Annotated in this window: 14 protein-coding genes; 10 read left to right on the forward strand and 4 right to left on the reverse strand. The window is 45.5% G+C overall.

The features are described 5' to 3' along the window. Positions 1-145: 145 nt before the first annotated feature. The 5 genes from ACRRSW_RS17870 (at position 146) to ACRRSW_RS17890 (ending at position 7,877) form a co-directional block, all read left to right on the forward strand. The gene (locus ACRRSW_RS17870; RefSeq protein ID WP_432460024.1) at positions 146-3,853 is read left to right on the forward strand and encodes an ATP-binding protein; all 3,708 of its coding nucleotides are present in this window, start codon (positions 146-148) and stop codon (positions 3,851-3,853) included. Further along, positions 3,850-4,509, forward strand: coding sequence for a condensin complex protein MksE (locus tag ACRRSW_RS17875; protein WP_432460025.1), 660 nt, complete (start codon positions 3,850-3,852; stop codon positions 4,507-4,509). The genes ACRRSW_RS17870 and ACRRSW_RS17875 overlap by 4 nt, the downstream gene beginning before the upstream one ends. Further along, positions 4,506-5,720 carry a phosphoenolpyruvate carboxylase gene (locus ACRRSW_RS17880; protein WP_432460026.1) on the forward strand — a complete coding sequence of 405 codons (1,215 nt, stop codon included), beginning with the start codon at positions 4,506-4,508 and terminating at the stop codon, positions 5,718-5,720. The genes ACRRSW_RS17875 and ACRRSW_RS17880 overlap by 4 nt, the downstream gene beginning before the upstream one ends. A gap of 435 nt (positions 5,721-6,155) precedes the next feature. Continuing rightward, entirely contained in the window at positions 6,156-6,836 is a 681-nt protein-coding gene (locus ACRRSW_RS17885; RefSeq protein WP_432451895.1) for a MaoC family dehydratase, read from the forward strand. Between the two features lie 51 nt (positions 6,837-6,887). Then, the gene (locus ACRRSW_RS17890; RefSeq protein WP_432460027.1) at positions 6,888-7,877 is read left to right on the forward strand and encodes an alpha/beta hydrolase-fold protein; all 990 of its coding nucleotides are present in this window, start codon (positions 6,888-6,890) and stop codon (positions 7,875-7,877) included. On the opposite strand, the gene ACRRSW_RS17895 is transcribed toward ACRRSW_RS17890, so the two are convergent. Further along, positions 7,874-8,215 (reverse strand): 5-carboxymethyl-2-hydroxymuconate Delta-isomerase, encoded by a 342-nt coding sequence (locus ACRRSW_RS17895; RefSeq protein ID WP_432460028.1) that lies wholly within the window; start codon positions 8,213-8,215, stop codon positions 7,874-7,876. The genes ACRRSW_RS17890 and ACRRSW_RS17895 overlap by 4 nt on opposite strands. Before the next feature lie 191 nt (positions 8,216-8,406). Here ACRRSW_RS17895 and ACRRSW_RS17900 point away from each other — a divergent pair, with 191 nt between their 5' ends. The 4 genes from ACRRSW_RS17900 (at position 8,407) to ACRRSW_RS17915 (ending at position 10,838) form a co-directional block, all read left to right on the forward strand. After that, positions 8,407-9,012: an acetate uptake transporter gene (locus ACRRSW_RS17900; protein ID WP_432451892.1), complete on the forward strand. Its 606-nt coding sequence runs from the start codon at positions 8,407-8,409 to the stop codon at positions 9,010-9,012. Between the two features lie 313 nt (positions 9,013-9,325). Next, a complete protein-coding gene (locus ACRRSW_RS17905; protein ID WP_432460029.1) occupies positions 9,326-9,778 on the forward strand; it encodes a hypothetical protein in 453 nt (150 codons plus the stop codon). Then, positions 9,775-10,380 (forward strand): SCO family protein, encoded by a 606-nt coding sequence (locus tag ACRRSW_RS17910; protein ID WP_432460030.1) that lies wholly within the window; start codon positions 9,775-9,777, stop codon positions 10,378-10,380. Before ACRRSW_RS17905 ends, ACRRSW_RS17910 begins: the two co-directional genes overlap by 4 nt. Positions 10,381-10,391: 11 nt before the next feature. Then, positions 10,392-10,838, forward strand: coding sequence for a copper chaperone PCu(A)C (locus ACRRSW_RS17915; protein WP_432460031.1), 447 nt, complete (start codon positions 10,392-10,394; stop codon positions 10,836-10,838). A 117-nt stretch (positions 10,839-10,955) separates the two neighbouring features. Here the strand turns inward: ACRRSW_RS17915 and ACRRSW_RS17920 are convergent, their stop codons facing one another. Continuing rightward, positions 10,956-12,155: an HD-GYP domain-containing protein gene (locus tag ACRRSW_RS17920; protein ID WP_432460032.1), complete on the reverse strand. Its 1,200-nt coding sequence runs from the start codon at positions 12,153-12,155 to the stop codon at positions 10,956-10,958. Between the two features lie 167 nt (positions 12,156-12,322). Next, complete coding sequence (locus ACRRSW_RS17925; RefSeq protein ID WP_432460034.1) at positions 12,323-12,733, reverse strand: GAF domain-containing protein; 411 nt, start codon at positions 12,731-12,733, stop codon at positions 12,323-12,325. Positions 12,734-12,824: 91 nt separating this feature from the next. Here ACRRSW_RS17925 and ACRRSW_RS17930 point away from each other — a divergent pair, with 91 nt between their 5' ends. Further along, positions 12,825-13,619, forward strand: coding sequence for a sterol desaturase family protein (locus ACRRSW_RS17930; protein WP_432460035.1), 795 nt, complete (start codon positions 12,825-12,827; stop codon positions 13,617-13,619). A 100-nt stretch (positions 13,620-13,719) separates the two neighbouring features. Here the strand turns inward: ACRRSW_RS17930 and arcB are convergent, their stop codons facing one another. After that, on the reverse strand, positions 13,720-16,116 hold the full coding sequence (gene arcB, locus ACRRSW_RS17935; protein ID WP_432460036.1) for an aerobic respiration two-component sensor histidine kinase ArcB: 2,397 nt from the start codon (positions 16,114-16,116) through the stop codon (positions 13,720-13,722). Positions 16,117-16,128 lie beyond the last annotated feature (12 nt).

Consider the following 16,128-nt stretch of genomic DNA (forward strand, 5'->3'; position numbering starts at 1 on the left):
TTTTAAGCAAACCAAACACGCAACTCTTTCGCTTCCTAGGCAATCTTAGTTACACTGCGTCATTGCGCTGGCGTGCGGTCATGCCTCTGCGTAGCTATGGTGTAGTTTGACCATAGTTTATTTAGCTAATTTAAAAGGATGCATTTTGTCTGGCCTATTGCGGATCATCTTGATCGATACCCACCTTCAAGGGGTAGTAGAATTAAAACTCGACCAACATAGTAATATTTGCGGTACCAACGCCTCGGGTAAAACCACCCTTCAGCGATTGATACCGGTATTTTACGGTGAATACCCGAGTCGAGTCGTACCCAGTACCCGAGATAGCTTCGAGCGCTGGTATCTGCCACGCGAAGCCAGCTACATTATTTACGAATACCAACGCTACAACGGTGACCTGGCCCAAGTGGTGTTATCTTCAGGAAGAGAAGATCAAGGGGTAAAATATCGTTTTATTGGCAAGCCCTTTGAGTTAAACGATTTTATTGAACGCCAAGACGAACAAGGAAGCTGGTTTCTCGCGCCTGCTAAGCTCGGCCAACAACTCAAAAAAATCACGCATCAGGGTAAACCTTTAGCCACCACGCGCTTTCTTAATACTCGAGAGTATCGCGCCATTATTCAAAATGACCGCAGCTTACAAAATACCGGCGATTCCGACATCAAAGCCTATGCGCGGCAATTTACTATGTGCGATCCAAAACATAGCTTACGTCACATCGAAAAATTGGCAAAAGCCGTGCACTCCAAAGAAGGCAAGATGGAAACTATCAAATCGATGATTGCCGCTATTTTGGAAGAAGAAGGCGTGACCCTAAAGCCAACATGGGTTGATGCGAATAAAGCACAAGCCTGGATCCAAGAAACCCGACTCATCCAACAGTTTGCAACTATCCGCCCCAAATTTGTCAAACTCGAGCAGATCTACCAGCAGTTGTTGCACAGTGAAAGCTATCTATTACAGCTAGAACAGGGTCTGCAAAATGATGAAGCCGAATTGTTTGCCCAATGTGAACACGGCCAACGCCAGCTCAACCAAACCAAACAGGACTTAAGTCAGCTAGAAAGCCAGTGGCAAGACCAACGCGAAGTGCTCAATCAAGCCGTGTCTGAAGCAAGTGCCGATGTAAACAGTTACGATCGACAATTGAATCACATTGAAGACAATTACCAGAGCTGGCAAGACAAACAAATAGAACAGGCCTTGATGGCTGTCGAACAACTCCCACAGTGGCGAGAACAGCTAAATGAGGTGAGCGAACGCCACCAATTGTTGACCGAGCAGCACAGCGATATTGAAGCCGAACTGAATCAACGGAAGAGCCTGATTAACGAACAGCTCAATGTGGCCTTAAATAAATTACATAAAAACAAAGATCACTTGCAACAACAGCTCACCCAAGAGCGCCAACAGCAGCAGGCGGATCTAAATAATGAGCAGCAACAGCAACAAAGCCAAGTTAACCAAGCCGAGCAAAAGTTTCAGCAGCAACAACATCAGTACCAATTAGAGCTGGCTCAACTGGAAGCTGGCAGCCTGCAAATGGGGCACACCGAAGAAGAAAGCCGGCAACTCAACATCATGGATAACCGGCTGGATGAAGCGCGTCAACAACAGCAGGTTTTATCGAGCCAGTTACGCCAACACAGTGAACAACTACAGCAGCTAAAACAACAGCGTTACCAAGCCGATCAGGAATTGGCGAATCGCAGCCAACAAAATCGTCGACTAGAGCAACAACTGGAAAACTTAAAAGCCAGTTTACATCCTGCAGATGGTAGCCTATTGGCACATTTACGCAGCGAACATCCGCAATGGGAACACTCTATTGGTAAGGTGATCGACCCCAGTTTGTTGTCTCGTCGCGATCTAAAACCACATCACGACGGCGACCCCCACAGTCTCTTTGGTTTAAACCTTGACCTAAAAGCCATCGAAGCGCCCGAATGCGCCGCCACCGAGCAACAAATACTGCAACAACTAGAGCAACTCAAGCAGCAATATCAGCAGGCCCAAACACAACTACAGGAAGCAGAAAGCAACTTAACAACTTATAACAAGGCAATACAGCAACAGGAATTAAGCTGCGCCGAAGCCAGCGCTGCTCACCACAATAGCGAGGACGAATTGAAGCGCCTCCAAGAAGAAAAACAACTACTTAAAGAGAATTGTTCGAAGGCTTTACAGCTGCGCCAAGCGGCCGCGCGTGAGCAACAAAGCCAGCTTAAAAGCTATTTACAAGAGGCCAGTACCCGTCACCAAAACTACCTTGAAGAACTACGCGAACAACATCAAGAGGCCAAGCTAGAAAAGATGGCGTGGTGGGAAGAAAAGGTGGATGTGCTGGCGCAGCAAGTTAGTCAGGCACATGACGCGATTAGCCAACGCCAACAACAAGCAAAACAAACACTCAAACAATTGGACCAATGGTATCGCGGCGAGTTACAAGCACTCGGCTTAGATGATCAGCTGATTGTTGATTTAGCACAGCAGAAACGTGATTTGAACCTGCAAATCCAAGAAGCCGAACAATTTCGCGAGGAAGTCAGCGAATATAAAATTTGGCAGCAACAGGTTTGGCTCAAGCAAAAACCTCAGCTCAACGATGCCCTAGCAAAAGCGCGCCAACAGCAAACCACTGCCAAACAAGCACTCGCTGAGCAACTAAGTGTCTTTAAGCAACAGCGTGATAGCCAACAACAACGGTTAAGCGAGCTAAAGCAACAACAAGAATTCAGCCAACAGCAGCATGCTCAGACGCAAAACTTGGTTCGTCGCATCAAACAGCTGGACTTAATTAAAACGACACAGCAAGAGCCGAACAGCGCAACACAACACGCAACCCCTGCCGAACGAGCTCGCGATGCAGAACAGCGGATTAGCCAACGTAATCAACAACTGGAGCAGGTGAATGAATCGGTACGCCATTTCGACACCTTGTTAGCCCAGCAAGCTGGCTCCGACTTAAGTGAAACCTGGGAACGCTCTCGGGCCGCTTGCCGTCATCTCCAAGAAGATGGCGAAGCAAGCTTAGCCTACCGCGAATTGGTCCCTCATTTGGCCGAATTACTCAATGGCCTGGTCCCCCAAAAAGTTCAAGGGCTGATCGACCACGGCCGTAATTTAGGGATGAGCATTAGCAGCTTCTATCAAAACTTAAGCGATATTGACCAACGGATCCTGAACCAAAGCCGTCGCATTACCCGTGAAATCGGTGAAGATTTAAGTCTCGATGGCGTCTCCGATTCAGCGGTTAAAATTCGTTCTAAGATTAGCGAACTCGAATTCTGGGATGAATTAAAAACCTTCGTAGATAATTTTCAAACTTGGCAGCAACAAGGTTTTAACCAATTGCCCGATGAAGATTACGCGAACAGCATGCGGGTCGCTTTAGATATTATTGGGCGCAGCGCACTCAAAGAAGGGGTATCCCGGCTATTACTGATCGAACTCACGCTGCGCGAAGGCAACAGTGACTTGGTGATCCGCACCGACCGTCAGCTCAACGAGTCCAGTAGCCACGGGATGGCTTACCTCATCTTGTGTAAGTTCTTACTCGCCTTTACTCGCTTGCTCCGAGGGAATGCCAGTACCTATATCCACTGGCCGATTGATGAGCTAGGCACCTTACACCAGAGTAATGTGAAGAAAATTTTTGACGCCTGTGATCACAATCAAATCCGCATTTTAGGAGCTTTCCCCAACCCTGAATCGGAAGTATTGGATCTATTCACTCACCGCTACATCATCAACCGCGACAAACGCCAATTACAGGTGGTACAGCCAAGAGTTAACTTGCTACAACAAAAACTGAAAGCGGCCAAAGCTAAACAAATGGAGATAGAGTCATGAATCGATTATCTGCCACGGGGATGAGCGAAACCGGCCGGGTGCTTGAAGCCTTACTCAGCGGCCAATTTATTTGTCAGATCAGCGATGAAGATGGCTTTAGTTATCTCAGTAACGAAGCCAACCGTGAACGTATCGACAACCACCTGCATGTATTAAATCGGCGTTTAGCCAAAGCCTGTGAAGGCGAACTGTACTTCTGTGCCTATCGCGAGTTAGGAGATCAGGAGCACAAGGTAATTAGCCAGCAATTTAATGATATAGCAAGCAGCTTACTACCGCTCACCGAATGGTTGATTCTAAGCCAAGAAGCCCTTGGACAAGATAGTCCGATTAGTGCTGGTGCAGCATTACGCCTCAATGAGCTACAAAGCGTGGTCGAAGATACACCAGCGCTACGCGAACAACTGACTAAAATCGCTCAATATCGACTATTTGGCTCTACCAGTAGTCAAGTGGATGGCCAACTCAAGCAGGTATTTAAACGCCTCTGTGAGCAGGGATACTTGGTTCGCCCCAACCAAGAAAAACAGATCTACATTGCGACCGCCAAGGTTGACTATATCTTCGAAGTGATTAGCTTTATCGACGAGGCTGAAGGTTTAGGCTTGGAACAACAAGCAATGGATGCGATTGGCCAGCAGGAGTCGCTACTGTGAATCAACATCTGCAACAGGCTGGGCTTAAATTATTTAAACTGCTCGCTCGTCATGGCGAAAGCTTGATGCATGCCTATATCAACGGCAAGCTAGATGAAACCAAACTCGATAACAAACAAGTCGAGGCACTATTAAAAAGTGGTGTCATTTGGCGCCCCGCTGCCGATGAGGGTTTACATCTCAGCTCTAACCTTCGGGCCCTACTCGAAGAGGCCCTCAGCGATACCCGTAATCGACAGATTGATGCCAATGTCGGATCTCGACTCGAAACCATAAAAACCTTGGCCGCCCACTATAAAGAAGCCTTACATCATGATGACTTAGCCGCCAGCGATGTCTACCTAAGTGATTTAAGCGAACATTGCTATAGCCTCACCGAGAGCTTACGCCATAGTTCACGAGTCTTATGGAGCAGAATTAATAACGAATTTGGTTATGTCCCTAGTCTTAGTGCCAAGATCCGCGAAAACGAATTGGCCCAACAACAAGTCAGCGAGTTACTCGATAGCTTATCCTTGCTGAACTTCGACGCCCTCAGTCAAGTTGCCGGTGATATTCGTGAACTGAGGCGGCTGTTAGTGATAACCCTCAGTCAAGCAGTATATGACTGCACTCAAGAGCTTGCTGTGGTGCAAACCCGACTACTCACGCTGCTTGGCCGGTTTAGAGAGTTACGCGGTAAATCTCGACTACTCAAAGGCTTACAGATATTCCATGCCCAGCACCCCGATTTTAGCCCACGCGATCCAACGGTCCAATTAGATGTTGCGCCATTGTTTAACCAAGCCCCACCGCTGATGCGCAGTGCTAGCATCGATATTCATAACTCTGAACATGAGCATGAGCTACTCCAGGTGGTGAGTCAGCTCCAGCGGCAACATCGCTCCAAGCAAACCTTCAGTGATACCGAACAGGCGGTCTCTCTAGAAAATGTCGCCGAGTTCACCCTGCGAGAACAACAAATTAAGCGCGATGTAGAAGATTATTTATTAGCGGTCATCGAGCACGCCAAAGGACAAACCGCTTTAGAATATTATCAACAACATCAGCTCAATTGGGATGCCGAAGCGTGGCTATATCAGGTGTGGGGCAGCTATCATGCACTCCCTGAAGAACAGCGCGACTATTTTGCTCTCGATCCAATTGAGGATCTGCACCCTATTTTTAGCGGCAATCGCATCGTACGTGATTTACAAATATGGCTACGCTAATAAGTAAATTTAGTAAAATTCATTTACACTGCTCATCACTCCCGAAGACCTATTGCTCTTCGGGAGTTGTTTTTATGCAATGCTCGATGATGAATACAAGGCAGAAAGGATAGCATTGAGTGGCTCAAGTTCAGCGGACAATCACCAACGAAAAGCGTCCAACACTGCCACCAGATAGTTTATTCAGATAAACACTGCCACCATTGATCGGCCGCTCCTAGAAACAGCATCACAACAGCAGGAAATCAGGTCGACTATTGACAGTCCATAGCTGACATAAAAACGCAATAATTCATTGACACAAAAGACTAAATCAGAAGTAAGTGCTTACATTTAGATACAATCGCTTACAATTTGAATTCATATTTATTTGACTGACTAGTCGAATATTTTAGAATAACGGCATTGTTGAGCCAAAAGCAGTAGGAAGTAAAAGTGAAAGTTGTCGATTTTCTTAAGAAAAAACGTGAAATGCTGGCTCAAAATCCCTTTGAACTCAAAGATTGGCTATCTCCTGCTATTCGTGACCATTGGATTGAATTTCTGAATAAAGCGCATGACAGCCAACTGATAAACTGGGTGAGAGAATACCAGTTAAGTGCCAACAGTGAGCAACAAGCGAGTTTTAAAGAAACGATCGAATTACACCCCAAGGCCGAAGCACTCCTAGAAGAACTGTCGATGCAACTGGGAGAAGAAGTGCATGTGGGTGAATGGCTCACCATTACCCAAGAGCGAATTAACCAATTTGCCGACGTGACCAAAGATCATCAGTGGCTACATACCAATCCCCAGCGAGCCGCCGAAGAGTCTCCCTTTAAGACCACCATTGCTCATGGCTTTTTAACCTTGTCTCTTCTGCCTGCATTAACCGAGAGTGTCGACCCCGAGCAACCACTCTATCCTTCGGCGAAAATGATGGTCAATTATGGGATCAATCAAGTCCGCTTCCCTTACCCGGTCAAGGTGAATAACCGGATCCGAGCACGCACTCGACTCACCCGAGTGGCACCAGTAAAACGCGGTTTAGAACTGGTCAAAGAAATTACTGTAGAAATCGAAGGCTGTCGTCGTCCTGCCTGTGTTGTGGAATCGGTGGTTCGTCTCTATTTTTAAGCGACTAAAATCGCTATGATAGTTCACGTTGGGTAAGACAAGGAGCTTAACGTGAATAACCCCCACCCTCATCAAATTTCACTGCAACAACATTACCACCAACAAAGGCGCTCTTATCAGTACTTGTTGAGCCAGCCGAAAAAGCGCGACAAGCATCAAGCCTTACCGTTGATATTATTTTTGCATGGCCGTGGAGAAATTGGCGATGATATTCACTTGTTACTGGATTTTGGCCCCAACAGCTATTTAAAACAGCATCAACTGGATGCTATTTGTGTTAGCCCACAGGTTCCCAAAGGGCGTAATGGCTGGGCAATCGCTGAATTAATCAGTTTATTAGATGAACTCGAACAACAACATCATATCGACCGCAGTCGAGTCTACCTCACAGGTTTAAGCATGGGGGGATTTGGCGCACTCAACCTAGCACTTGCACAACCGCAGCGGTTCGCCGCTTTGGCTGTACTGGCTGCAGGAGACCCAAACCGCCTAGCACCTTGGTCCATGAATATGCCTGCCCGGCCAGTATGTGCCGAACTCTATCAGCGCTTGGCGCAGTTACCCATTTGGCTGGCTCATGGCCTAAAAGATGAAACCATCCCAGCAGACTTTTCTCAAGAACTAGTCGATAAGCTCTCGCAACTCGAACGCACCGCCAGCCTGCAATTTACCCAATATCCACAGCATGGTCACAATATTTGGGATGAGCTATACAACCGTCCTAGTTTTTGGCAGTGGTTGTTAGAACAAGAAAATTTGCATCCAAATCAAACTGCAACGGTGTCCGGTAAATTTGACGCCTTACTCGGCGACTATGGTAACCATCAGGATTATGTGTCGATAACTCAGGAACCTCAGGGTTTATCATTAGTATGCAAAGACTTACAAGATAAGACACTACAATTTTCGCTTCACCCTGTGGCCGATAAGCTGTTCTTCTGCGAAATTGGCTGTGTGCGATTTATTCAGCAAGCGGAAGCCCCCATACAATTGGCTCTAACCCGACTCACCTTGCTCGATAAATTGCCAAGCCGCGATTAAAGCACCCGCTTGGCATAACTTTCGCGATCCATATCGACCACTTCGACGGTGAGGCTTTTTACCATATTTAAGCTAGCAGACAACTGGCTTAATAGTGAAGCGCTGAGTGCTTGCTTTTGCTGGGTGCTTCGTCCCGATAAAATGCATAAACGGATATGCACCAAGCTATGCTCACTTAATCCGCTATAAACATCCTCATAAGCGATTGCCCGCAATTTTATACTGGCGGGCTCAAATTCACCGCTATCCCGGATGATCTCAAAGGTTTTCCGTAACAACTTCGGGACTTCAATTTGCTCGGCAATCGACGCCGAATACTCAACAATACAATGGGGCATCGTTACTTTTCCTCTCTGTTGCGACAGTGTTAATAAGCTGCAATTACATTAAACAAAAATATTTAGTAATACAATTAAAAAATAACCACACGAAAGTTGATCTAGATCACGCCTAAGTATTAGACTCGCTCAGATAATGCTCGCCCGACCAGCTCCGGCGTTTTTAGCTACTTTTATTTGGAATATACACAATGACCAACACTACTCCCGCGAACCCAGCACCACTAGGATTAATGGGTTTCGGCATGACCACCGTTTTACTTAATATTCACAATGCAGGTTTTTTCCCCATCGATGCCATGATTCTCGCAATGGGGATTTTCTACGGCGGAGTATCACAAGTGATCGTTGGAATCATGTGCTTTAAACGCGGTGATACTTTTGGCACCACAGCATTTACTTCTTATGGTCTTTTCTGGCTAACACTGGTTGGGTTAATCGTACTCCCTAAAATGGGCCTCGCAGAGCCAAGCCCAGCAGGTTTCATGGCTTGGTACCTAAGCCTATGGGGCCTATTCACCGCCTTCATGTTTGTGGGCTCATTGCGCTACCCTACCGCCAAACAAATTGTATTTGGTAGCCTTACCGTGTTATTTGCTTTACTAGCATTACATGATTTTACTGGCAATGAAATCATTGGCACCATCGCTGGATTTGAAGGTATTTTCTGTGGCTTATCGGCAATGTACTTTGGTATGGCACTGGTTCTTAATGCCGAATATGGCCGTACCATCTTACCTGTAGGACGCCCATTTGCATTACAAAACAATAACGCACCACTCAAAGTAGCCGCCTAATCGCGCTGCCGGTTTCAAGCTAATTTTTGGTACAAACCTGGCGTCTTAACACGCCATGATCGTGGTCGACATGAGCCCCTTTCTTATCAATTCGAGATTGGGGCGCTTAATATCAACGCTTACTACGCCACAATCCCTTCCTTGCCACTGGTCACTGCTTTCTCTTACAAATAAGCTCTCAGCGCCTCTATCGAACAAAAAAACCTAAGCAAGTAGACTATTTCAGCATTAAGCCTTGAGAGATCATTTCAAGCGGAGTAAATTAGCCTAGCTTTACCATGGCTTAACATTATGATGACAATGGATTGTTTAATTGACTGGTTCAACTAAGAGTGTTTTTCTGGTACTCACGATTGTGTGTAGTGCTTTTGGCTTAGGTCTGGGCTTTAGTTATTGGCAAGACCCGAGTACAAAACTTAGTTATCTTGATTGCCCAACGCTCAAGTTGGGGCAATGTCAATGGCAAGACCAGCAACAACAGTGGTTACTCAAGCTACCCGGAGATAATCTGGCCGCCATGCTGGTTCACCCGATCCGTTTAACCACCAATATCACTCAGCCACCGCCACTAGAACTGCGCCTGGAAGGTGTTGATATGTATATGGGCGAGGTAAAAGTTCAACTAAAGCCCAATGCAGACGGCGTCTATTTAGGCCAATTATTGTTACCGATTTGTAATACTGGAAAAATGCGCTGGAAAGGATACATCGTATCCCTTGATCCGCAGCAGCCCGTTGCCCTTAGTTTTGAGGTTAATAGTCAATGAAATACCTAGCATGGATTGCCCTATTTATTATCAGCCTTGGCGCTGGCATCGCCAGTTACCAGTGGCTGACCACAAGCCCACAAGATGCAGACATGACAGCAGCGGCTCCTCCGGTCAAAGTCCCTCTCAATCTATTTAAAATCAACAGTGATGATGGGCGTTTTCATCAGCTTAGCCATGATAAACAGATTTATATCGCTTATTTTGGCTTTACCCATTGCCCAGATGTTTGCCCCACATCACTAGCGATCCTCAGTGCCGCCTTACAAGGGGCCAGCGAAACACAGCAACAAAAAATACAAAGCTTATTTATCAGTGTTGACCCAAAACGCGATGACGCAAAAACGGTCAGTACCTACGCCGCTTATTTTCATCCCGACATCATTGGATTAAGTCCAAACGAAGGTCAGCTACTCGGTTTAACCCATGCCCTGGGAGTGTATTATAAGTACGTTGATACACCCAATTCGCAGTTAGAATATAGTGTTGACCATAGTTCATTCTTTTACTTTCTCGACGCCGATGGCCAGCTCTTAGCGAAAGTTCCTCATACCCTCGATCCAAAGCCGCTGGTTAAGCAAATTCAGCGCTTACTACCCTAAAAGGATTACTTATGCGCCCTTTATTAATTCTACTGAGTTTTATTTTAAGTACACAGTTAGCCTTCGCGGCGGATACTCTCGAAGTTAGCGAGCCCTATGCTCGGGCCACCCCCCCGAATGCCCCTACGAGTGCTATTTTCCTCAGTATGCATAACACTTCCGAGCAAGCGATTAGCTTAATTTCGGCAAGCACACCCGCTGCTGGTCGAGTCGAGTTGCATACTATGTTAATGGATGGCGATATCATGCAGATGCGTCAAGTCCGGCAAATTGAAGTCCCAGCAAAAGGGACCATTGAGTTAAAACCCGGCGGTTTTCACTTAATGTTATTTGATTTGCAGAAAGCCTTCGTTGAGGGAGAGCAACTACAACTGTACTTGAATTTTTCAGATGGCAGTCAGCAGCACCTGAACGTTCCGGTAAAAAACGTCATGGCGATGATGAAAATGACACAGTAACACGAGCAAGAGCCTTTTAAGCCTTGGCGTTTCATGTTTGTTGCAGATACAAATGCACGATAACGACAAGAGAAACAAGGCTTGAAGATAAGCGCTTTAGCAAATCAGGCTAAGCGCTTAGCCAACCGCCAATTCTAAATAATGATCTAAACAGATATCGTAATCACGCGCTGATACCGCCCCTTCTATTTCCTCACTTTCAACTTTACTTAAGTCCAAAGTCGTCACTTCAAGGTGGGTATGCGAGACCGCGCTATAAATTAGCTTCAACACTGGCTGCAAGGGTTTAAGCTGATTACGAGCTACCACTAAACCCAAACGCCCGGATATCAACTTCACTAAGGTACCAACCGGGTAAACCCCCATACAACGGATAAATTTTTCAACCAACAGTTTATCAAACTGACTACCGACACCTTTTAACAAAATACGGAATGCTGCCGTCGGAGGCATACCACTTTTGTAAACACGATCGGCGGTAAGTGCATCATAACAATCAATGATATTCGCCATCCGGGTATAAGTTGACAATTGCTCACCGCTTATTTGATGGGGATAACCCAAACCATCTAGGCGCTCATGATGATTACTAGCGATATCCAGCATCACTTTGCTAATCCCTTTTTGCATTCTCAAAATTGAATAACTGTGAACCACATGCTCCCGCATAATTATAAATTCTTGCTCAGTTAACTTATCTGGTTTGTGGAGTATTGCATTGGGGGTATAAATCTTACCGATGTCATGCAACATTCCGCCCATGAGCAATTGTTTTTGCAAGCCCTTACTTTGGCCTAAAAAACTTCCAAAATAGGCCAGCAGCATACCTACGTTAAGCGAGTGCTCCATTAAATATCGATCTTTGGCGCGGATCCTTGCTAAACATAACATTGCATTACTTTGATTTTCTAATGAATCAATCAGCTTCTCAGCGACCCGTTCCATCGGAGCAATATCAATCGCTTCACCATGTTGTAATTGTTTAAAATAATTACCTTGTATCACTTTAGCTTCATGAAATAGCTTCTTCGCCAAACGTTTCTGAGTTTCATCACTGGATATGTGAGGCTTGCTTGCAGATCGTTCTAGCCCGTTAGTGGGGGCAGGCACAGGCTGTTCAAACATACTACGCGCCCAATCAACTTTGAGCGTTTTTACCCCTTTACTTTTTAATTGGGTAATTTGTCTATTTTGGGTGATCAGTCCTGATTGGCTCACATGGCTATGACCAGTTTGCGATTCGATGGCAACAACAAACATACCTTTTTTCAAGGCATCAATATCAACCACTCTGATGTCATAGCTCGAATTCACCATATGGTTCCACGGCTCCGTCAATCAACCCAATCAAAGAGCACTTACGCCCACACCTATTGACAGCATTATCTATGCTTAAAAAAGCCTCTATTTAAAGTGTAGAATGTTATCTATCTCAACAAAGCGACAAATGATGATTTTTGGGCGATGGCTTACAAATTGATTCATCAAACCGAAGCTAAATACTCTTTGGCCAAACTTTCTACGTGTGTCTTCTCTTTCTCAGTAAAGGCTGCTGCTCTCGCGGTCAGCGAAGAAAAATTTAAAGTTCCTAAAATTTTCCCCTCTTTCTCTAAAGGGGTTCCAATATAGCTTTCTAGATGTAAGGCTTGATAACAAGGATGTAGGCACATCTCGGTAATCGCACCAACGCGCTCATAAGCTACAGTTTGAGCTTGTCGTAATACTTCACGACAATAGGTAGAGTCAACTTCAAACTCATCCCCTTGCCGAACTAAATCTAAGCTCGAATAAGCTGCAACGACGCGGTAGTGATTACCTTCGACCTGACTCACAATGGCTAATTGCATGCCCAGATCTTCCATCGCATCCTTCAACCACAATTGAATGTCTAACATACTCAACTCCAAGTGACTCTGGGTGTATATCTGTGACTAAGTTTAGTCTAAGTTGAGTTGTTGTTTGAGAGCCAGCGGGTATACTCAAGCAATGCACAACTTTGACCTATGGCGAATGCTCATTTTCGTCAGCCTACTTAGCTTATTTATCTTGCTAGAAATCCGCTGGCCAAGGCACCCCCGTTTAATTCCTCGCAGCCAACGCTGGCCAGCTAACTTTGTGCTAATCATCGTCAATGGTGTGTGCGTTAAATTAGTCTTCCCAATCAGTACTTTCGGCTTAGCCATGTGGAGCTCGGAGCAACAATGGGGGGTATTGAATCAACTAAATTTCAATACTTATTTGAGTATCCCACTGAGTATTCTGTTATTAGATTTTGCGATCTATTGGCAACATCGTTTATTTCATGCCCTCCCTGTACTTTGGCGTATACATCGGATGCATCATGTCGACCCAGACTATGATGTCAGCCTAGGCTTACGCTTTCATCCGATTGAAATATTGCTGTCGATGGCGATTAAACTGGCAATCATTCTGCTGCTAGGCGCACCAGTGATGGCAGTATTTTTATTTGAAGTGATACTCAATGGTATGGCGATGTTTAATCATAGCAACTTGAAACTCCCCAACAAATTAGATGGGATACTGCGTCGATTCGTGGTTACTCCCGACATGCATCGGGTACATCATTCACAACGCATAAATGAGCATAATAGTAACTATGGCTTCAATCTGTCATGCTGGGATCGCTGGTTTAATAGTTACATTGCACAACCCAAACTCGGCCACCAGCAACTTCGTTTCGGCTTAAGTGGCTGGCCCGACGCCAAAGATAATCGGCAGCTCAAAGGCTTGCTCTCACTCCCCTTTCGTTCAGCCAAATAAGCCTGCAAACTAAGCAGGGCTAGAGAGGCTGCCGCTGGAGCGACCAATATCATATCGACTCAATCACGATGAAACGAATATTGAATATGGGTGGATCATTTTAGTCTTGGTCAAGCGGTAGCGGTAAGTTAAGACTATCCTTAGATTCGGTGGTTTCCGCCGAGCTAAAATCTTCGATAGCCTTATCTAACAACTTCAGATCCTCTGGGTAATCATGGCTCAACTGATGGATCCAATCGTCAACATTATCCCACCAAGCTGGCAATTCGGGAGATTGAATTTTGTTGGCCAAACGCTGGATGCGAGCCAAACCAATAGAGCCCGCGGCACCTTTGATCTTATGAGCCTCGGAAGCAATTCCCTGCTGGTCTTTCGCAAACAAATTACTTTCAAGTACTTGCATATAATCGGGCATCACTTGCCTGAATAAAGTAACACTATCGGTAAGCACCTGACTGCCAATGCTACTACAAAACTGTTCAATCAGTTCCAAATCTAATACCGGCTGAGAACTGCGACTAAGGGCCTGACTTGGATTTAGTTGAGTCTCGGAGGGCTCATCATGTGGGCCAATAGCAAATACATTATTCAAACAATGAACCACCGCATTGCGGTTGATCGGTTTATGGATTACATCCACCATGCCAGCTTTAGCAAACTCTTGTTTGCTATTGACCACATTCGCGGTCAACGCCACCATCGGCGGAAGTTGTTCTTTGGCGTAGTCTTGTTGTAAGCGTTCAGCAATATCGAAACCGCTCATATCAGGGAGCTGAATATCCAACAATATTAAATCAAACGAGTCGGGATCAAAGCTCGCTAAGGCTTGCTTACCATTCATTGCCACCGCCACATGGTGGCCAAGTTTTTCTAACAAAGCTTTCGCGATGGTGACATTTAACTCAACATCTTCGACTAATAAAATGTCTAAAGGGGGATGGTCTATTTGCTCCGCTTCATCGGGGATAGAGTCCAACTGAACCTTGAGACTGACCGTAAAACACGAGCCTTCCCCCTCCTTGCTCGTGACCTTAATATCTCCGCCCATCGCCCGAACCAATTGACGAGACACCGACAAACCAATACCACTACCGGTGGCAGATTTTCGGCCTTCCACTTGGTAATACATGGCAAAGATTTGTTCTAACTGATTTTGTGGAATGCCCGGTCCGGTATCGGTAATACTGATATCGAGTTGTACTTGCTGCTCGGCCAAAGGCTGTGCCTTAATCATCAACCCGACTGCTCCCTTTTCGGTAAACTTCACCGCATTTTGGGTCAGATTCCATAATACCTGACGCAACCGGGTCGGATCGCCGACAATACTGCTCGGGATCGGGCCTATTTGTTCAAATTTAAAACTTAAGCCTTTATTCTGCAACTGCATTTCGGTCAAGGTTTCGATGTCATTCACCAAGGCCTTAAAATCCATAGGTTCCATCGACACCGCAAAACGACGCCGATCGAGCTTATCTAAATCAATGATGTCGTTAAAAATATTACCCAGCGTGGTGGCACTTAATAAAATAGTATTCACATGCTTACGCTGCGCATCATTCAGTGCGGTATCCAGTAATATCTGGCTCAGACCAACGACCCCATTGAGTGGCGTGCGCAACTCATGGCTTAGCGTAGAAATAAACTGAGTTTTATCGCGGTTAGCCTTTTCTATATTCGCCTGATGACGCATTCGTTCGGTAATATCTCGACCAAAACCCAATAGGCCTAAACGATTACCATTACGACCATAGAAAGGGACTTTGCGTAATTCAAAGAAAGCTTTTCGGCCATCGGGATATTCCAACCATTGCTCGTAGGTCAGCGGCTCATCGTTATCAAACACTTGGTGATCGGTTTCAACAATTTTATCGGCAATATCCTCTGGATAAACATCATAAGGGGTCAAACCTATTAATTTTTTTTCTGTTCGGCCAACCAACCGCTCTAAGGCAAGGTTGCATCCAGAAAACTGTCCTTGTTCATTGCGGTAATAAACCAAGTCAGGGGAACTATCAATAAAGCTACGCAGCAAGGCCGAATGTTCTTCTAACTCCTGTTGAGCCAGTTGACGTTGTTTCACCTCTTGTTCCAAATTAACAATCGCTTGACGACGAGCCGCCTCGGCTTTCTCACGTTCGTCGATTTCTTTATTTAGCTGGCTAATGTTGGCTTTTAACTTATTGGTAAGTTGTAAATCACGTGAACGCATTTTCTCTAGCTTACGAATAACCTTGCTTAAACGCTGTCGAGAATCTTCAATTTGTTCCACCACCACCGACATGAAAAACACCGCCCAAGGCGTGATAATTAAACCAAAAAATACCGAGCGGATCAGATCCACCGCCGAAACTTTACCGGTAAGGGCAAAGGTAACGCTCATCTGAATCGCTAAAGCCACCATGATAATCGCTGCCGCAAGGCTAATGCTAAACTTAACCACGCCCAGACGAGACAATAAATGCACATAATAGGTGGCTAATTTTTTTAGTGGCGTCATTAACAATGCTTC

It is taken from the genome of Agarivorans sp. QJM3NY_25 (assembly GCF_050870875.2).
Lineage (GTDB): Bacteria > Pseudomonadota > Gammaproteobacteria > Enterobacterales > Celerinatantimonadaceae > Agarivorans.

Excerpts from the sequence above, each read along its gene's own strand:
- ACRRSW_RS17875 (WP_432460025.1), top strand. The coding sequence starts at position 3,850 with ATGAATCGATTATCTGCCACGGGGATGAGCGAAACCGGCCGGGTGCTT.
- ACRRSW_RS17895 (WP_432460028.1), bottom strand. The coding sequence starts at position 8,215 with ATGCCCCATTGTATTGTTGAGTATTCGGCGTCGATTGCCGAGCAAATT.
- ACRRSW_RS17900 (WP_432451892.1), top strand. The coding sequence starts at position 8,407 with ATGACCAACACTACTCCCGCGAACCCAGCACCACTAGGATTAATGGGT.
- ACRRSW_RS17910 (WP_432460030.1), top strand. The coding sequence starts at position 9,775 with ATGAAATACCTAGCATGGATTGCCCTATTTATTATCAGCCTTGGCGCT.
- ACRRSW_RS17915 (WP_432460031.1), top strand. The coding sequence starts at position 10,392 with ATGCGCCCTTTATTAATTCTACTGAGTTTTATTTTAAGTACACAGTTA.
- ACRRSW_RS17920 (WP_432460032.1), bottom strand. The coding sequence starts at position 12,155 with ATGGTGAATTCGAGCTATGACATCAGAGTGGTTGATATTGATGCCTTG.
- ACRRSW_RS17925 (WP_432460034.1), bottom strand. The coding sequence starts at position 12,733 with ATGTTAGACATTCAATTGTGGTTGAAGGATGCGATGGAAGATCTGGGC.
- ACRRSW_RS17930 (WP_432460035.1), top strand. The coding sequence starts at position 12,825 with ATGCACAACTTTGACCTATGGCGAATGCTCATTTTCGTCAGCCTACTT.
- arcB (WP_432460036.1), bottom strand. The coding sequence starts at position 16,116 with ATGACGCCACTAAAAAAATTAGCCACCTATTATGTGCATTTATTGTCT.